A 17207-nucleotide genomic window follows, 5' to 3' on the forward strand; every position below is an offset into this window, starting at 1 on the left:
ACGCGGGGATCAGCATGCGGAGCCAGGATCGCCGGCCCCGCACGCCCGATGCCCCACGGACACGCGTCGGTGCTCAGCGCTCGGCGATCGGCACGAACACCTGGTCCTCGGGACCGGTGTAGTTCGCGCTCGGGCGGATGATCTTGCCGTCGATGCGCTGCTCGATGATATGCGCACTCCAGCCAGCGGTCCGCGCGATGACGAACAGCGGCGTGAACATCGCCGTCGGCACACCCATCATGTGGTAACTGACCGCGCTGAACCAGTCGAGGTTGGGGAACATCTTCTTGATGTCCCACATCACCGCTTCCAGGCGCTCGGCGATGTCGTACATCTTGCGGCTGCCGGCCTCGTCGGAGAGCTCGCGCGAGACTTCCTTGATGACCTCGTTGCGCGGATCGCTGACGGTATAGACCGGATGGCCGAAGCCGATGATGACTTCCTTGCGCTCCACGCGCGCCTTGATGTCGGCCTCGGCCTCGTCCGGCGTGTCGTAACGCTTCTGGACCTCGAACGCGACCTCGTTGGCGCCGCCGTGCTTCGGCCCGCGCAAGGCGCCAATGCCGCCGGTGATCGCGCTGTGCATGTCGCTGCCGGTGCCGGCGATGACGCGGCATGCGAACGTCGAGGCATTGAACTCGTGCTCGGCGTACAGGATCAGGCTGGTGTGCATCGCCTTGACCCAGGACTCGCGCGGCTCGAAGCCGTGCAGCAGGTGCAGGAAGTGCCCGCCGATGGAATCGTCGTCGGTCTCGACATCGATCGCGCGGCCGTTGTGGCTCCAGTGGTACCAGTACAGCAGCATCGAACCCAGCGACGCCATCAGCTTGTCGGCGATGTCGCGCGCGCCCGGATGGTTGTGGTCGTCCTTCTCCGGCGACACGCAGCCCAGCACCGACACGCCGGTCCGCATCACGTCCATCGGATGCGCCGACGGCGGCAGTTCTTCCAGCGCGGCCTTGACCGCGGCCGGGATGCCGCGCAACGATTTCAGCTTGGCCTTGTAGCCGCGCAGTTCGGACGCGCTCGGCAGCTTGCCGTGCACCAGCAGGTAGGCGATTTCTTCGAATTCGCTGGTGCGTGCCAGGTCGAGGATGTCGTAGCCGCGGTAATGCAGGTCGTTGCCGCTGCGGCCGACCGTGCACAGGGCGGTGTTGCCGGCGGCGGTGCCGCTGAGCGCGACGGATTTCTTCGGCTTGAAGCCGGGGGCAGTGCTGGCGGTGTTGTCGCTCATCTGGGGTCTCCCGTGAATGCCTGGATGCGGGTACGCCCGGCTTGCGGGCCTCCCGGCGGAACGGTGCTTATTTCTTCGCGGCGAACAGGGCGTCGAGGCGCTGTTCGAACGCGTGGTAGCCGATGCGCTCGTAGAGCTCCTCGCGGGTCTGCATCGTGTCGACGACCGATTGCTGGTGGCCGTCGCGGCGCACCGCGGTATAGACGTTCTCGGCGGCCTTGTTGGCGGCGCGGAACGCCGACAGCGGGAACAGCTGGATCGCGACGCCGGCCGATGCCAGCTCATCGCGCGTGAACAGCGGCGTCTTGCCGAACTCGGTGATGTTGGCCAGCACCGGGACCTTGACCGCGTCGACGAAGCGGCGATAGGTCTCCAGGTCGTAGGCGGCCTCGGCAAAGATGCCGTCCGCGCCCGCCTCGACGCAGGCGATCGCCCGCGCGATGGCGGCATCGACGCCATCGACCTGGATCGCATCGGTGCGCGCGATCAGGAAGAAGTCCGGATCGGTCCTGGCATCGGCAGCCGCCTTGACGCGATCGGCCATCTCGCCCTGCGACACGATCTCCTTGCCGGGACGATGGCCGCAGCGCTTGGCGCCGACCTGGTCCTCGATATGGCACGCGGCGGCACCGGCTTTGATCAGCGACTTGACCGTGCGCTCGATGTTGAACGCGCTGGCGCCGAAGCCGGTATCGATGTCGACCAGCAGCGGCAGGTCGCAGACGTCGGTGATCCGGCGCACGTCGATCAGCACGTCTTCCAGCGTATTGATGCCCAGGTCCGGCAGCCCGAGCGAGCCCGCGGCGACGCCGCCGCCCGACAGGTAGATGGCGCGGAAGCCGGCGCGCTTGGCCAGCAGGGCGTGGTTGGCGTTGATCGCCCCGATCACCTGCAGCGGCGATTCGGCGGCGAGGGCGGCGCGGAATTGCGCGCCAGGGGAAGCAAGGCTCATCTGAGGGACTCCAATGCAGCGAGGTGGCGCGACGGACCCGGAAAGGCGCGGCCTGCGGTCATCGGGACCGTCGCCGCGAGGTGCGACACAATCTCGCACCGAACGACCTATTGATCAATCTTGATCATTTAAATCAATATATCCAGATGAGCGATCCATCCAGTGAACACCTGATCTCGGCGCGCGAGGCCTGCGGGCTCCTCGGTATCAGCACCGCCACACTCTACGCCTACGTCAGTCGCGGGCTGTTGGAGTCGCGCCCGGGGCCCGACCACCGCAGCCGCGTCTACCGTCGCCAGGACGTCGAACGCCTGGTCCAGCGCAAGCATGCCGGGCGCGGGGCGGCCCGTGGCGCCGCGCAGAGCCTGGATCGCGGCCTGCCGGTCATGGAAACGCGGATCTCGCTGATCCGGCCCGACGGCCCGTACTACCGCGGCCACTCCGCAGTCGCGGCGGTGCGCGAGGGCGCGACGCTCGAGGACATCGCCCGCCTGCTGTGGGACTGCGGCGACGAAGATCCATTCGCGCAGCGTCCGGCCACGGCCTGGCCGGCACGCGTGCAGGCGATCGCATCCGACGCCGGCCTGCCGCCGCTGGAACGGGCGATGGCGGCGATCCCGCTGCTGGCGCTCGACATCCGTCACTCCTTCAACTCGGCGCTGCCGGTACGACGCGAGATTGCCGCTACGCTGCTGCGCCAGAACGCCGCGTTGCTGGTCGCCCGCCCGCCCGGCGCCAGCGCGGTGCATGCCCTGCTGGGCGACGCCTGGCGGCCCGGCGACGCCGGCTTCAGCGAACTGGTACGCGCCGCCCTGGTGCTGTGCGCGGATCACGAGCTCAATGTCTCGGCCTTCGCCGCGCGCGTGGTCGCCTCCACCGGCGCGCACCTGCATGCCACCGTCTGCAGCGGGCTGGCCGCCCTGTCGGGCCCGCGCCACGGCGGCGCCACCGCACGCGCCTACGCCTTGATCGCCGATGCGATGAAGGCCGACTCGGCCCCGGCCTTCATCGCGTCGCGCTGGCAGCGCGGCGACGAGCTTCCCGGCTTCGGCCACGCGTTGTATCCCGATGGCGATCCGCGTGCCGCGGAGCTGTTGCGGATGCTGCGCGAACAGCGCGCGGGCGATCCCACGATGCGCCGCATCGATGCGCTGGTGCATGGCGCGCAGGACGCCAGCGGCCAGCATCCGAATGTCGACTTCACGCTGGCGGCGATCTGCCATGCGCATGCACTGAGCGCCTCGCCGGCCCTGGTGCTGTTCGCCGCGGGCCGCTTGGCAGGATGGCTGGCGCATGCGCTGGAGCAACAGGCGCTCGGCAAACTGATCCGTCCACGCGCCAGCTACACCGGCATCCAGCCCGAGCAGGTGCCGGCAAAGACCTGATTGCAGGCACGCCGTCTCAGTCGCCAGGGTTACCGGGACGCGGGTTGACATTCATTTGCACGCGCACGACCCTGCCTGCTGCCCTTGGGCGCCCTCTTCTTTCGCGACCGCCACACTCCGATGCGCCCGCCCCGCAAGCCGCCCTCCTGCCTGCCGCTCCTTCTCCTACTGCTGGCCACCGTCATGACCCACGCTGCCTGTTCGCGCGATACACCGGCACGCAATGACGCGCCTGTCGCGCCTGCCGCGAGCGCGCCGCTGCCGGAAGCGCCTGCATGGCTGCTGCAGGTCGAAGCACTCTACGACAGCGAACTACGCGTGCCGGGACTGGAAGCGCGCACCTTCCAGCCCGAACAATGGTGGGAGGTCGCGACGCCCTTGCTGTCGCCCGCGCGCGGGTTCTCGACCGAAACCGTCGGCAGCAGCGCCGAAGGGCGTCCGCTGCGCCATATTGCCTGGGGACAGGGACCCATCACCGTACTGCTGTGGTCGCAGATGCACGGCGACGAAAGCACCGCGTCGATGACGCTGGTCGACCTGTTCCGCTTCCTCGGCGAGCATCCCGAACACCCGCTGGTCCAGCAGCTCAAGACGCGGACCAACCTGCACGTGCTGCCGGTGATGAATCCCGATGGCGCCGCCCGTTTCCAGCGGCGAAATGCTCAGGGCATCGACATCAACCGCGATGCACGCCTGCTGGCCTCGCCCGAGGCGCGCACATTGAAGGCCCTGCGCGACCGCCTGCAGCCCGCATTCGGATTCAACCTGCATGACCAGCGCGTCGGCTATCGTGTCGGCACGTCCGACATCGGCACCGCGATCGCGTTGCTGGCACCACCGTCCGACGAGAGCCGCGGCATCAACGACGTGCGCAAGCGCGCGATCGAAGTCGCCGCGGTCATCCGGATCGCGCTGGAGCCGCGCATCCCGGGACGCATCGCACGCTGGGACGACACCTTCAACCCGCGCGCGTTCGGCGACCTGATGACGCAATGGGGCACCAGCACGATCCTGATCGAATCGGGCGGCATCGAGGGCGATCCAGAAAAGCAGGCGTTGCGCCGCCTGAACTTCATCGCGCTGGTCGCGGGGCTGGAGTCGATCGCGAGCGGCAGCCATGCGGGCACCTCGCCACTGCCCTACAGCGAACTTCCTGAAAACGGTCGCACCTGGCCCGACCTGCTGATCCATGGCGGCGTGCTGGCGGTTCCGGGCCTGGACCAGGGCCGCACCGACCTGCTGGTCAATTTCCGCCATCCGCTGGCCGAGCGCGGTGGCACCATCGCCGATATCGGCGACCTGGCCGGCACCGAGGCGCGTCGCGTCATCGATGCCACGGGATTGTTCATCGTACCGATCCAGCCGGCCGCCAAGGGAGCGCATGCCGCGAAGATCGGCAACGGTGCACGCGCCTATTTCCACCTCAGCCGCGACCCGGCCGGCAAGGACATCGTCTGGACGCTGGCCGGCGATGTCGACCCGCAACACCCCAGCCCGGCACCGGCGTCCACGCCCTGACGGCCACCTGCGCGCGACAGCGCGCGATCAGCTGCCGGCGTCCGAGCCCCGATCCAGCGCACGCCGCACTTCTTCCAGCGCGTTGGGATCGTCCAGCGTCGACAGGTCGCCCGGATCGCGATGCTCGGCCAGCGCCTGCAACGAACGCCGCAGCAGCTTGCCAGAACGCGTCTTCGGCAACGCATTCACCACGTAGACCCGTGACGGCCGCGCGACCGCGCCAAGCTGGTCGGCGACGGTCTGCAGCATCTGCCGTACGGACTCGCCGGCCGCGGCCGCATCGCCTGCCCGCCTCAGCGTCGCGAAGACCACCGGCACCTGCCCCTTCAGTTCATCGTGCACGCCGACGACCGCCGCCTCGGCGACATCGGGATGGCTGGAGATCGACTCCTCGATCTCTCGCGTGCCGAGGCGGTGGCCCGCGACGTTGATGACATCGTCGGTGCGGCCGAGGATGAAGGTGTAACCGTCGTCATCGCGGATCGCCCAGTCCAGCGAGCTGTACAGCAGTTCGTTGAAATGGGAGAAGTAACTCGACAGGAAGCGTGCATCGTCGTTCCACACCGTGGTCATGCAGCCCGGCGGCAGCGGCGGCTGGATCACCAGCACCCCCTTGGTATTGGGTGCTGCCTCGGCGCCGGTCGTCTCGTCGATGACACGCAGGTTGTAGCCGGGCGTCGGCAACCCCGGCGAGCCGAACTTCACCGGCTTCATCTCCACGCCCGGCATCAGCGCCAGCACAGGCCAGCCGGTCTCGGTCTGCCAGTAGTTGTCGATGACGGTCTTGCCCAGGCCTTGATTGATCCATTGCGCGGTGGGCTCGTCGAGCGGCTCGCCGGCAAGGAACAGGTACTGCAGTTTCGACAGGTCGTATTGCGTCAGGAACGACGCATCCTGCTTCTTCAGCACGCGCACCGCGGTCGGCGACGAGAACATCGTGCGCACGCCGTAGTCGGCGCAGATCCTCCACCAGATGCCGGCATCGGGGGCCGTCGGCAGGCCTTCGTAGAGGATCGCGGTGGCCCCCGCGATCAGCGGGCCGTAGACGTTGTAGGAATGGCCGACCGCCCAGCCCACATCGGACGTCGTGAACATCACCTGCCCGGGACGGATGTCGTAGATCGCCCACATCGACAGGGCCATCGCCACCGCGTAACCGCCAACGTCGCGCTGCACGCCCTTGGGCTTGCCCGTGGTGCCGGAGGTGTACAGCAGATAGCTGGGCTCGTTGCTCTCCAGCCATTGCACCGGCACGTCGGCACCGGCATGGCGGTCACGGATCGTCGCGTAGTCGACATCGCGTCCTTCGACGCGTGCGTAGCCTGGATCGAGTCCGCGCCCGACGATCAGCACATGCGGCGGTGGTGACGACGCTTCGGCGCAGGCGGCATCGACCAGCGGCTTGTAGGGAATGACCTTGCCGCCACGGCTGCCGGCATCGGCGGCAATGAGCAGCTTCGGCTTGGCGTCGTCGATGCGCAGCGCGAGGTTGTGCGCGGCAAATCCGCCGAACACCACCGAGTGAACGGCGCCGATGCGTGCACAGGCCAGCATCGCGAACACCGCCTCGGCCATGTTGGGCATGTAGATGACGACGCGGTCGCCACGCTGCACATCCAGCGCCTGCAGTACGGCGGCGAAGTCATTGACCTCGCGATGCAACTGTCGATAGCTGATCTCGTGCGTCTGTCCGGTTTCCGTCGAGATCGCCACCAGTGCCAACTGCTCACCACGTGCATCGAGGTGCCGGTCGACGGCGTTGTAGCACAGGTTGGTTTCACCACCCACGAACCAGCGCCGGAATGGCGGGTTGTCGTATTCGAGGATCGTCTGCGGCGGCGTGTGCCAATGGATGGCACGCGCATGCTCGGCCCAGAACGCTTCGGGCGCTTCGATCGAGCGGCGATGGAAGTCGGTGTAGTCCATGACAGCGATCCAGGTTGGCGGCAGCTGCCACCGAATCTAGCCGAGGCGGGCGTGCCGGACCGTGAGACCTTGGTCGAATGCCATGTCTCAGGCCACCTGCATCAGGTCGCTGCAAACGTTTTTTCCCGGCGCAAATGCACGCATCCCGGTTCAGCGCTGCATCGGCGTGCCGCGCCGGAGTCGAGCCTCGCCGGCCCTGTCCCCCGGTATCAACGCCAGCCGCACGCTCGAAACGCGCGAGGGACGCGCCGGAGGCGCGCCGAAGCAGAAGCGCGGCGAGCCGGCGAGCCCGTCCGTGCGTCAGGCCGGCCTGTGGATCGCGAAGACCTTCTTGACGTGCACCTGGCTGTCCCAGCTGCATTCGGCATCGCGGCATACCAGGAAGACATCCCCCTTGCCGAACACGCCCTCGTTCCCCGGACCATCCACGAAGCCGACCTCGCCTTCCAGCAGGTGCATCAGTTCGTAATGCCGGTAACGCATGGCCGTGCGCGTGTACGGCGTCGAGTCCCAGGTCCCGCACATGAACTCGCCGTCCAGCGAGCGGTAGTCGGTGAAACTGCGGCATTGCGGGGTCGGCGTCGTCAGCAGTTCCGCCAGCGGCGCTCCCGAAGGCTGCAGCGCGGCCGACTCGTCGATCGGCACCAGCCCTTGCGCAGCCCCTGCGGTCGCACTGCAGCGCATGAAGATGATCGTCGCCGCCTTCGCGCACCGCCACTGCAGGGCAACACCGGCCGGCACGACCAGGCTTGCGTCGGTTGCCAGCGTGGTCGACTGCCCATCGGCAACCAGCACAACCTCGCCTTCGAGCACGATCAGGAATTCGTCATGCGACTGCGCAGGCGAGTCACCCGAGCCTGCGGGCAGGATCAGCCGCCCCAGCGTCACAGGGCCTTCCGGCAACGCCAGCCAGTCCCTGCCCGCAGACCAGGCCTCGGCTGCGGACACGCCATCACGCACCGGCGTCAACGCCGCATAGCGCCGCAGATCGAGGAACGCGGGAACAGCAGCAGGCACGACCGGCATGGCGGGCATCCAGGTAGAAAAGATGCCATGAGCCTAGCGGAGCAGGCGCGGAAGTACGCACCAAATGCGTGCCCGACACAGCGTGGACATGCGGCGCTCCGGGCCTGTGCCAGGTGGTGATGCTGCAACGCGCGCAAAAGAAAAGCCAGCCGTGTCCGGCTGGCTTTTGGTCACATCAACAGCGGATACCCTCGTCGAAGGGCGCCGGTGTTCAGCCCAGCAGGTGGGCGACGCCGCTGCGCTCTTCCTCGAGCTCGGCCAGCGTCTTGTTGATCGCCTGCTGGCTGAAGTCGTCGACCGGCAGGTCCTTGACCAGCGTGTACTCGCCGTTCTCGGTGGTCACCGCGAAACCGAAGATCAGGCCCTCGGGGATGCCGTAGCTGCCGTCGGACGGCACGCCCATCGTCACCCACTTGCCGTTGCTGCCCAGCACCCAGTCGCGCACGTGGTCGATCGCGGCGTTGGCGGCCGAAGCGGCCGACGACAGGCCGCGTGCTTCGATGATCGCGGCGCCGCGCTTGCCGACCTGCGGGATGAAGGTGTTGGCGTTCCAGTCGGCGTCGTTGATCTTGTCCTTCAACGAAGCGCCGGCGACGGTCGCGAAGCGGTAGTCGGGGTACATGGTCGGGCTGTGGTTGCCCCAGACAACCAGGCTGTCGATGTCGCCCACGGCGACGCCGGCCTTGCCAGCGAGCTGGCTCAGCGCGCGGTTGTGGTCGAGGCGCAGCATCGCGGTGAAATTCCTGGCCTTCAGGTCCGGTGCCGACTTCATCGCGATGTAGGCGTTGGTGTTGGCCGGGTTGCCGACCACCAGCACCTTGACGTCGCGCGAGGCGACCTTGTTCAGCGCTGCACCCTGTGCGGTGAAGATCTTCGCGTTCTCCAGCAGCAGGTCCTTGCGCTCCATGCCCGGGCCGCGCGGACGCGCACCGACCAGTAGGGCCACGTCGACGTCCTTGAACGCGACTTCCGGATCGTCGGTGCCGACCACGCCGGCCAGCAGCGGGAACGCGCAGTCTTCAAGCTCCATGATCACGCCCTTGAGCGCGGCCTGGGCCTTGTCGATCGGCAGTTCCAGCAACTGCAGGATCACCGGCTGGTCCTTGCCCAGCATTTCGCCGGAAGCGATGCGGAACAACAGCGCGTAGCCGATCTGACCGGCGGCGCCGGTGACTGCAACTCGAACGGGAGCTTTCATGGACATGTCCTCGTGTACCGTGGGGAATACGGCCATCGCTCAGTAGACGCGATAGCCAAGTGGGGTGAGTTTTTCCTGCAATGCCGCAGTGTCGTAACCGCGGATGACATCCTGGCCGATCACCGTCACCGGCACGCCGCGCGCGCCAATGGCGCGCAGGGCGCGTTCGCCTTGCGGTGTATCGATGTCGAGCACCTTGTAACGCACGTCGGCGGCGTCGAATTCCTTGCGCTGCCTGCGGCAATAGCCGCACCACTGCGCCGCCAGCATCACGATGCGGTCTTCGCCGGTGAGGTGGCGCGGGTCGTCGGCATGCAGCGAGGCCTGGGCATCGCCGCGGACATGGAGCAGCGCGCCTGCGACCACCACCAGGACCAGCCAGCCGAATGCGCGCATGCCGGGCCGGTCCGCCTCAGCGCAGCTCTTCGAAGAACGCGCGAATCCGCTCCAGCCCCGGCGCCAGCTGCGACGTCGGGCAGGTATAGCTGATCCGGAGCGCACGCGGCTCGCCGAACGCCGATCCCGGCACGCAGGCCACGCCCTTGGCGTCGAGCAGCGCATTGCAGAAATCGACATCGTTGGCGATCAGGGTCCCGTCATGCGACTTGCCGAACGCGACGCTGATGTCCGGGAACACGTAGAACGCACCCTGCGGTTTCGGGCAGACGACGCCGGGAATGCTGGCCAGCATCGCGACGACCTGGTCGCGCTTGGCCTGGAACTCCGCGCATTTCTGCTGCGGCACGTCCTGCGGCCCCGACAGCGCGGCGGCCGCGGCGGCGGCGGCGACTTCGGTCACGCAGGTGATGTTGTTGGAGTTGAGCGTGGTGACCGCCCTGGCGATCACTTCCGGGCCGGCCATGAAGCCCACGCGCCAGCCGGGCATGCCGTAGGTCTTGGACAGCGAGTCGATGAAGATCACGCGATCGCGCAGTTCCGGACGCGCCTGCACGAAGTTGTGGTAGCCCACGCCGTCGAACACCATCGTGTTGTAGATGTCGTCGGTGATGACCCAGGTATCGGGATGGCGTGCGATCACGTCGGCCAGCGCGGCGATTTCCTCGCGGGTGTAGACCATGCCGGTCGGGTTGGACGGGTTGTTGAACAGGAACAGCTTGGGCTTGCGTGCCAGCGCCTCGTCCAGCTGCGCCGGCGTCAGCTTGTAGTCCTGCGATGCCGGACAGGCCAGCAGTTGGACATCCGCGTTCAGGATCTCGGCGATATCGACATAGCTGGTCCAGTACGGCGTCGGGAACGCGAAACCGTCGCCGTCGTCCAGCAGCGCCTCGGCGATCGAATAGATCAGATTCTTGGCGCCGATGCCGACCGCGCAGTTGGCGCGACTGTAGCCCTCGAGGCCGAGCGCCTGGATATGCTCCAGGAACGCGTCCAGCACGGCGTCGCCACCGCGGTTGCTGCCGTACTGGCCGGAATCGGTCTCGAGCGCGGCGCGAGCGGCCTCATAGACGTGCGCGCCGGGCAGAAAGTTGGGCACGCCGATCGAGAAACTGATGACGTCCCGCCCTTCGGCCTTCAATCGCTTCGCTTTCTCAGCGACCAACATGATGGCGCTGGGCTTTGCACGGCCCATGCGCTTGGCCAACTGGGGCATTCAGTGAACCTCGGAGACGGTGGACGACGACGGAAGAACGGCGATGGCCGGGCGCCGCAGTCGCTGCGGCGCGCCGGATTTTATCATGGCGGCCCGTCGCGTCGGCCTCCCTGACTGCGGGCGGCCGTTGGCCTGCACGCCCGGACCGGGCCGGAGATCCGGCGCCGGCGGGCGGACCGCTCAGACAGACCCGCTCAGGTCGGACCGACCAGAGCTGCCGGCCAGATCAGCCCAGGCCGGCGCGCCCCGCGAGCTCAGGCCGGCCAGCTCAGGCCGCGAGGATCTTGTTCCACTCGGCCACGCGGTCGGCCTTGGCCGCCAGGGCCGCCTCGGCGTCGCCCTCGATCCTGATCGACTTGATCGCATCGCCCTGCTTGATCGCATCGACGACGTCCAGGCCTTCGACGACCTTGCCGAACACGGTGTGCTTGCCGTCCAGCCAGTCGGTCTTGATGTGGGTGATGAAGAACTGGCTGCCATTGGTGCTCGGACCGGCATTGGCCATCGACAGCACGCCACGCTCATGCGGAACGCCATTGCTGGTCTCGTCCTCGAACCGGTAGCCCGGGCCGCCGGTGCCGGTGCCGTTCGGACAGCCGCCCTGGACCATGAAATCGGGGATCACGCGGTGGAAGTTCAGGCCGTCATAGAAGCCGCGACGGGCCAGATTGACGAAATTGGCGACCGTCAGGGGGGCCTTGTCGGCGTGCAGATCGACCTTGATCGTGCCGCGATCGGTATCAAAAGTGGCGGTCAGGCTCATTTATTCATCTCCGGATGCCCAGCAGGGGCGGTTGACCCGATATAATAACCGGCTTCCCTCCGCTACCACCCGCGCCCTGCCCATCGATCGGCACCAGGGTGCGGCATTCCCGATGCCCGAATCCATGTCCATCGAACGCCTGCGCAATATCGCCATCGTCGCCCACGTCGACCATGGCAAGACCACCCTCGTTGACTGCCTGCTGAAGCAGTCCGGCACCCTGTCCGATCGCACGGTGCTTGCCGAGCGCGTGATGGACAGCAATGACCAGGAAAAGGAACGTGGCATCACGATCCTGGCCAAGAACACCGCCATCACCTGGCAAGGCAACCGCATCAACATCGTCGATACGCCCGGACACGCCGACTTCGGTGGCGAGGTCGAGCGCGTGCTGTCGATGGTCGACTCGGTGCTGATCCTGGTCGACGCGATGGACGGCCCGATGCCGCAGACGCGGTTCGTGACCCAGAAGGCGTTCGCGATGGGCTTCAAGCCGATCGTCGTCGTCAACAAGATCGACCGCCCGGGCGCCCGTCCGGACTGGGTCATCGACCAGGTGTTCGACCTGTTCGACAAGCTGGGCGCGACCAACGAGCAGCTCGACTTCCCGATCGTCTACGCCTCGGCGCTGCATGGCTATGCCAGCCTCGACGACAGCGCCCGCGACGGCGACATGACCCCGCTGTACGAGGCGATCATGCAGCACGTGGCGCCGCCGTCGGTCGATCCCGATGGCCCGTTCCAGATGCGCATCAGCCAGCTGGACTACAACAATTTCGTCGGCGTCATCGGCATCGGCCGCATCCAGCGCGGCACGCTGAAGAAGAACATGCCGGTCTCGGTCATCGACCGTGAAGGCAAGAAGCGCCAGGGCAAGGTCCTGCAGGTGCTCGGCTTCATGGGCCTGGAGCGCATCGAGCAGGACACCGCCGGCGCCGGCGACATCGTCGCGATCTCCGGCATCCAGGAGCTGACCATCTCCGACACCGTCTGCGCGCTCGACACGCCGGAAGCGCTGCCCGCGCTGACCGTCGACGAGCCGACGATCAGCATGACCTTCCAGGTCAACAACTCGCCGTTCGCAGGTAACAAGGACCTGTCGGGTGGCAAGTTCCTGACCAGCCGCCAGATCCGCGACCGCCTCGAGCGCGAGCAGGTCCACAACGTAGCGCTGAAGGTCGAGCAGGGTTCGGACGCCGACAAGTTCCTGGTCTCCGGCCGTGGCGAACTGCACCTGTCGGTGCTGATCGAGACGATGCGCCGCGAGGGCTTCGAGCTCGCCGTGTCGCGCCCGGAAGTCATCATCAAGGAGATCGACGGCCAGCTGATGGAGCCGATCGAGCAACTGGTCGTCGACGTCGAGGAAATCCACCAGGGCGGCGTCATGGAAAAGCTGGGCACCCGCAAGGGCCAGCTGAAGAACATGGAGCCCGACGGCAAGGGTCGCGTCCGCCTGGACTACATGATCCCGGCACGCGGACTGATCGGCTTCCAGAACGAGTTCAGGACCCTGACCCAGGGTTCAGGCCTGCTGTTCCACGTGTTCGACCATTACGGTCCCAAGGAACAGGGTTCGATCGCCAAGCGCCTGAACGGCGTGATGATCGCCAATGCACCGGGCACCACCCCCGCCTACTCGCTGGGGCCGCTGCAGGAGCGTGGCAAGCTGTTCGCCGCTGAGGGCGACTCGGTCTACGAAGGCCAGCTGATCGGCATCCATTCCAAGGACAACGACCTGACCGTCAACGCGATCAAGCCCAAGCCGCTGACCAACATGCGCGCCTCGGGCAAGGACGATGCGATCCAGCTGACCCCGGCCATCAAGTACACGCTGGAACAGGCACTGGACTTCATCGACGACGACGAGCTGGTCGAGATCACGCCGAAGGAAATCCGCCTGCGCAAGAAGTTCCTGACCGAAAGCGATCGCAAGCGGGCCAGCCGCGCAGCGTGAGCCAGGCATTGTTCCCGGCGTGGCGGCCCAGTGCCGACGGCCGGGCAGTGTTCGCGGCCGTCTCGCGACGGCTGCAGGCGGCGGGTCCCGCTGACGCGCCGCGCCTGCAGATGCGGCGTGCCGACCAATGGCACGCCACGCTCTGCTTCATCGGCCACGATGTCGGCCACCTGACAAGCCCGGCCCTGCTCGGCGCTTTCGCCGATGCCGCCGCGCGCACTCCAGCGCATGCCTGGACGATCGAACGTCTCGCCTACTGGCCGCAATCGGGGGCCGTGGTGGCACTGCCGCATCCCTGCCCCGCGCTGCAGGCACTGTGCGATGCGACACGCGATGCGATCCGCCGCTGCGGCATCGCGCCGGAACAGGTCATCAGCCAACCGCATGTCACCCTCGCCTATCTCGACAAGCGACTTCCGCCGCAGCCCTGGCTGGAGTCCGTGGACTGCAGCAGCGACGCCCTCGTCGTCGACGGCTTCGAACTGCTGTTCAATCCCGGCGGCCACTACGACGTCGTCGCCGCATGGCCACTGAGCGGCCCGGCCTTGCCGGTGCCGCCACGACAGGACGCGTTGTTCTGATGTCCGTCGACGCCGAAGACAGGCATAATGGCCTGCGCGCGATCGCGCTGTTCGAAGCCGCCAAGGGCGTCATCGCCCTGCTCGCCGCTGCCGCGCTCGCGCTGATCGGCCCGGATGCCTTGCAGCACGAACTCGAACGCGTGCTTGCGCGCTTCGGCGCCGGGACCGCACGCGGCAGTACCGCCATGCTCGATGCGATCACGCCGCAGACGCTGCACATCGCGATCGGCATCGCGGTGATCTACGCCGGCATGCGCCTGCTCGAAGGCTGGGGGTTGTGGCGCCACCGCGCCTGGGCGTCATGGCTCGGCGTGATCGGCGCCGCGGCCTATCTGCCGTTCGAGATCTACGCCCTGTGGCAGCATCCCGACTGGCTGACCTGGGGCGTGTTCCTGCTCAATCTGCTGATCGTGCTGGTGCTCGCACGCGACCTGCGCCGGCGCCAGCCGGGCAACAAACCCCGGCAGCGCTGACCGCGCACGCGTGGCGCGCCTGGCCCCGCTTGTGGGCCGTTCTGGACGCGTCAGGCGCCCAGGCCGGTCGCGCGGCCGACCTGGACCTGCTTGCGCACGATCGACATCGCGATCTCCAACGCCTGCTCATAGTTCAGGCGTGGATCGACGCTGGACCGGTATGCGCGCTCGAGATCGCGCTCGGTCAGGTCACGCGCACCACCGGTGCATTCGGTGACGTCCTCGCCGGTCAACTCCAGGTGCACGCCACCCAGGCGCGTCCCGGCCGCGGCATGCAGGTCGAACGACTGCTCGATCTCGCTGCGGATGTTGTCGAAGCGGCGGGTCTTGTAACCATTGCTGGTGGACTCGGTGTTGCCGTGCATCGGATCACAGATCCACAGCACCCGGCGACCCTCGCGCTTGACCGTGTCCAGCAGCGTCGGCAGCTTGTCGGCGACGTGCGCCGCGCCCATGCGATGGATCAGGCTCAGGCGGCCGGGTTCGTCGTCGGGGTTCAACAGGTCGATCAGGCGCAGCAACTGGTCCGGCGTCACCGACGGGCCGACCTTGACCGCGATCGGATTGCGGATGCCGCGGAAGTACTCGGCGTGCGCGCCGTCCAGCGCCGCTGTGCGCATGCCGACCCACGGGAAATGCGTGCTGAGGTTGAACCAGCCCCACTGGCGCGGCACCTCGCGGGTCTGCGCTTCCTCGTAGGGCAGCAGCAAGGCCTCGTGCGAGGTGTAGAAATCGACGCGCTTGAGGTCGTGGATCTGCGTGCCGACCAGCGTTTCCATGAAGCGCACCGCATCGCCCAGGCCGTTGACCATGCGCTGGTATTCCTCGGCCAGCGGAGAGTCGCCGACCCAGCCCAGCCCCCAGTACTCGGGGTGGTGCAGGTCGGCGAAGCCGCCGTCGATCAGCGAGCGCACGAAGTTCATCGTCATCGCCGAACGGGCATGCGCCTTGATCATCCGGCGCGGGTCCGGCACGCGGGCCTGCTCGGTGAACTCGGGCTTGTTGACGATGTCGCCGCGATAGCTCGGCAGGGTGATGTCGCCACGGGTCTCGGTATCGGCCGAGCGCGGCTTTGCATACTGGCCAGCGAAGCGGCCGACCCGGATCACCGGGATGCGCAGGCCATGCACCAGCACCAGGCTCATCTGCAGCAGCACCTTGAGCCGGTTCGAAATCAGGTCCGATGTGCAGTCGGCGAAATTCTCGGCGCAATCCCCGCCCTGCAACAGGAAGCGCTTGCCTTCCTGCGCGTCGGCGATCTGCTGCTTGAGCGCCATGATCTCCCACGAGGTCACCAGCGGCGGCAACGCGCGCAGCTCCTGCTGCACCTCGGCCAGTTCGGCGGCATCGGGATAGGTCGGCATCTGCAGCGCCGGGCGCGAACGCCAGCTGTCAGGAGTCCAGCCAGCAGGCAGGTTCACGGCTTGGATCGGACGGTCGGACTTGTTCATGAGGGATGTCCTGTGCCCCGGCACGGCCGGGACGTTGCGTAGCGTTGCGCGGAAGATGCCACCGGACGGCGTCCGGTCCAACCGTCTTCAGCGTTTGCGGAAACCGGCATGCAGCGCCCACAGGGCCAGCAGCACGAACCACACCAGGCTCCAGGCCGGCATCGACAGGCCCAGGAAGGTCCAGTCCACCAGGCCGCAGTCGCCGTTGCCGGTCAGCACCTTCTGGATCAGCGTCGGCGTCGACATGCTTTCGCGCATGAACGACAGCGGCGCGCCGCACGAGGGCACCGCAGGCGGGAACAACTGGATCCAGACATGGCGCCCGGCGATCCCGATGCCGACCGCGGCCGTGACCAGGCCGAGCAGCCCGTAGGTCCGCCGCCCGCCCACGCCGCGCGGCGCGTGCAGGCCGGCCACCAGCAGCACCAGGCCCAGCGCCGCGAACGCGATCCGCTGGAAGATGCACAACGGGCACGGATCGAGCCCCCACTGCAGCTGCGAGTAGATCGCGAAACCGATCAACGCAAAACAGGCGATGGCGCCGGCAAGGCACTGCGCACGGAACGACCAGCGGAGAGGATTCATCGGGGTCACGTCCTGGAGAGCGCCGGTATTATCCCGCGCAGGCTGCAAAACAAAAACCCCGGCAAGGCCGGGGTTCTGTTCCATTCATGGACTCCGGCAAGCGCCGGATCCAGGGATGGATTACTCCGAGTCGGCAACAGCCTGCGGACGATCGACCAGCTCGACATACGCCATCGGCGCATTGTCGCCGTCGCGGAAGCCGCACTTGAGGATCCGCAGGTAACCGCCCGGGCGGTTCTGGTAACGCGGGCCGAGCTCGACGAACAGCTTGCCCACCGCTTCCTTGTCACGCAGGCGCGCGAAAGCAAGACGACGATTGGCAACGCCATCGACCTTGGAAACCGTGATCAGCGGCTCTGCGACGCGGCGAAGTTCCTTCGCCTTGGGCAGCGTGGTCTTGATCAGTTCGTTCTTGAACAGCGACGCCGCCATGTTGCTGAACATCGCCTGGCGGTGGGCACTGGTCCGGTTGAATTTGCGTCCGGCTTTCTGGTGGCGCATGGTCTTGATTCCTGTCTTTGAAACCCCTGCCACATCTGGCCGGGCGCT

16 protein-coding genes are annotated in these 17207 nt (G+C 67.1%); 5 read left to right on the forward strand and 11 right to left on the reverse strand.

Annotated elements, in window-relative coordinates:
* Positions 1–73 precede the first annotated feature (73 nt).
* Positions 74–1234, reverse strand: coding sequence for a bifunctional 2-methylcitrate synthase/citrate synthase (gene prpC, locus ACYX7E_RS06590; RefSeq protein ID WP_462079769.1), 1161 nt, complete (start codon positions 1232–1234; stop codon positions 74–76).
* 67 nt (positions 1235–1301) lie between these two features.
* Entirely contained in the window at positions 1302–2186 is an 885-nt protein-coding gene (gene prpB, locus ACYX7E_RS06595) for a methylisocitrate lyase (RefSeq protein ID WP_462079770.1), read from the reverse strand.
* 146 nt (positions 2187–2332) lie between these two features.
* Here prpB and ACYX7E_RS06600 point away from each other — a divergent pair, with 146 nt between their 5' ends.
* Together ACYX7E_RS06600 and ACYX7E_RS06605 are read left to right on the forward strand one after the other, a co-directional pair.
* Positions 2333–3571, forward strand: coding sequence for a citrate/2-methylcitrate synthase (locus ACYX7E_RS06600; RefSeq protein WP_462079771.1), 1239 nt, complete (start codon positions 2333–2335; stop codon positions 3569–3571).
* Between the two features lie 183 nt (positions 3572–3754).
* Entirely contained in the window at positions 3755–5089 is a 1335-nt protein-coding gene (locus tag ACYX7E_RS06605) for a M14 family zinc carboxypeptidase (protein ID WP_462079772.1), read from the forward strand.
* Positions 5090–5116: 27 nt separating this feature from the next.
* Here ACYX7E_RS06605 and prpE read toward each other — a convergent pair whose 3' ends face one another.
* The 6 genes from prpE to ACYX7E_RS06635 form a co-directional block, all read right to left on the reverse strand.
* Positions 5117–7015, reverse strand: a complete 1899-nt coding sequence (gene prpE / locus ACYX7E_RS06610) for a propionate--CoA ligase (protein ID WP_462079773.1) — start codon at positions 7013–7015, stop codon at positions 5117–5119.
* Positions 7016–7315: 300 nt separating this feature from the next.
* Positions 7316–8041, reverse strand: a complete 726-nt coding sequence (locus tag ACYX7E_RS06615) for a cupin domain-containing protein (protein ID WP_462079774.1) — start codon at positions 8039–8041, stop codon at positions 7316–7318.
* Between the two features lie 211 nt (positions 8042–8252).
* On the reverse strand, positions 8253–9239 hold the full coding sequence (locus ACYX7E_RS06620; RefSeq protein ID WP_462079775.1) for a malate dehydrogenase: 987 nt from the start codon (positions 9237–9239) through the stop codon (positions 8253–8255).
* 39 nt (positions 9240–9278) lie between these two features.
* Positions 9279–9635 (reverse strand): glutaredoxin family protein, encoded by a 357-nt coding sequence (locus ACYX7E_RS06625; RefSeq protein WP_462079776.1) that lies wholly within the window; start codon positions 9633–9635, stop codon positions 9279–9281.
* A 16-nt stretch (positions 9636–9651) separates the two neighbouring features.
* A complete protein-coding gene (locus ACYX7E_RS06630; protein ID WP_462079777.1) occupies positions 9652–10851 on the reverse strand; it encodes an aminotransferase class I/II-fold pyridoxal phosphate-dependent enzyme in 1200 nt (399 codons plus the stop codon).
* A 268-nt stretch (positions 10852–11119) separates the two neighbouring features.
* The gene (locus ACYX7E_RS06635; protein ID WP_462079778.1) at positions 11120–11614 is read right to left on the reverse strand and encodes a peptidylprolyl isomerase; all 495 of its coding nucleotides are present in this window, start codon (positions 11612–11614) and stop codon (positions 11120–11122) included.
* 124 nt (positions 11615–11738) lie between these two features.
* Here ACYX7E_RS06635 and typA point away from each other — a divergent pair, with 124 nt between their 5' ends.
* The 3 genes from typA to ACYX7E_RS06650 are packed head-to-tail and all read left to right on the forward strand — an operon-like array spanning position 11739 to position 14622.
* Positions 11739–13568: a translational GTPase TypA gene (gene typA, locus ACYX7E_RS06640; protein ID WP_462079779.1), complete on the forward strand. Its 1830-nt coding sequence runs from the start codon at positions 11739–11741 to the stop codon at positions 13566–13568.
* Entirely contained in the window at positions 13565–14149 is a 585-nt protein-coding gene (locus ACYX7E_RS06645) for a 2'-5' RNA ligase family protein (RefSeq protein WP_462079780.1), read from the forward strand. Before typA ends, ACYX7E_RS06645 begins: the two co-directional genes overlap by 4 nt.
* Positions 14149–14622 carry a DUF2127 domain-containing protein gene (locus ACYX7E_RS06650; RefSeq protein WP_462079781.1) on the forward strand — a complete coding sequence of 158 codons (474 nt, stop codon included), beginning with the start codon at positions 14149–14151 and terminating at the stop codon, positions 14620–14622. Before ACYX7E_RS06645 ends, ACYX7E_RS06650 begins: the two co-directional genes overlap by 1 nt.
* Before the next feature lie 50 nt (positions 14623–14672).
* Here the strand turns inward: ACYX7E_RS06650 and ACYX7E_RS06655 are convergent, their stop codons facing one another.
* The 3 genes from ACYX7E_RS06655 to rplQ all read right to left on the reverse strand — a co-directional run bounded on the left by ACYX7E_RS06655 (position 14673) and on the right by rplQ (position 17159).
* Positions 14673–16043: a class II 3-deoxy-7-phosphoheptulonate synthase gene (locus ACYX7E_RS06655; RefSeq protein WP_462079876.1), complete on the reverse strand. Its 1371-nt coding sequence runs from the start codon at positions 16041–16043 to the stop codon at positions 14673–14675.
* Between the two features lie 117 nt (positions 16044–16160).
* Positions 16161–16658: a disulfide bond formation protein B gene (locus tag ACYX7E_RS06660; protein ID WP_462079782.1), complete on the reverse strand. Its 498-nt coding sequence runs from the start codon at positions 16656–16658 to the stop codon at positions 16161–16163.
* A gap of 120 nt (positions 16659–16778) precedes the next feature.
* Positions 16779–17159: a 50S ribosomal protein L17 gene (rplQ, locus tag ACYX7E_RS06665; protein ID WP_462079783.1), complete on the reverse strand. Its 381-nt coding sequence runs from the start codon at positions 17157–17159 to the stop codon at positions 16779–16781.
* Between the last annotated feature and the right edge of the window lie 48 nt (positions 17160–17207).

It is taken from the genome of Luteimonas sp. RIT-PG2_3, assembly GCF_054902115.1.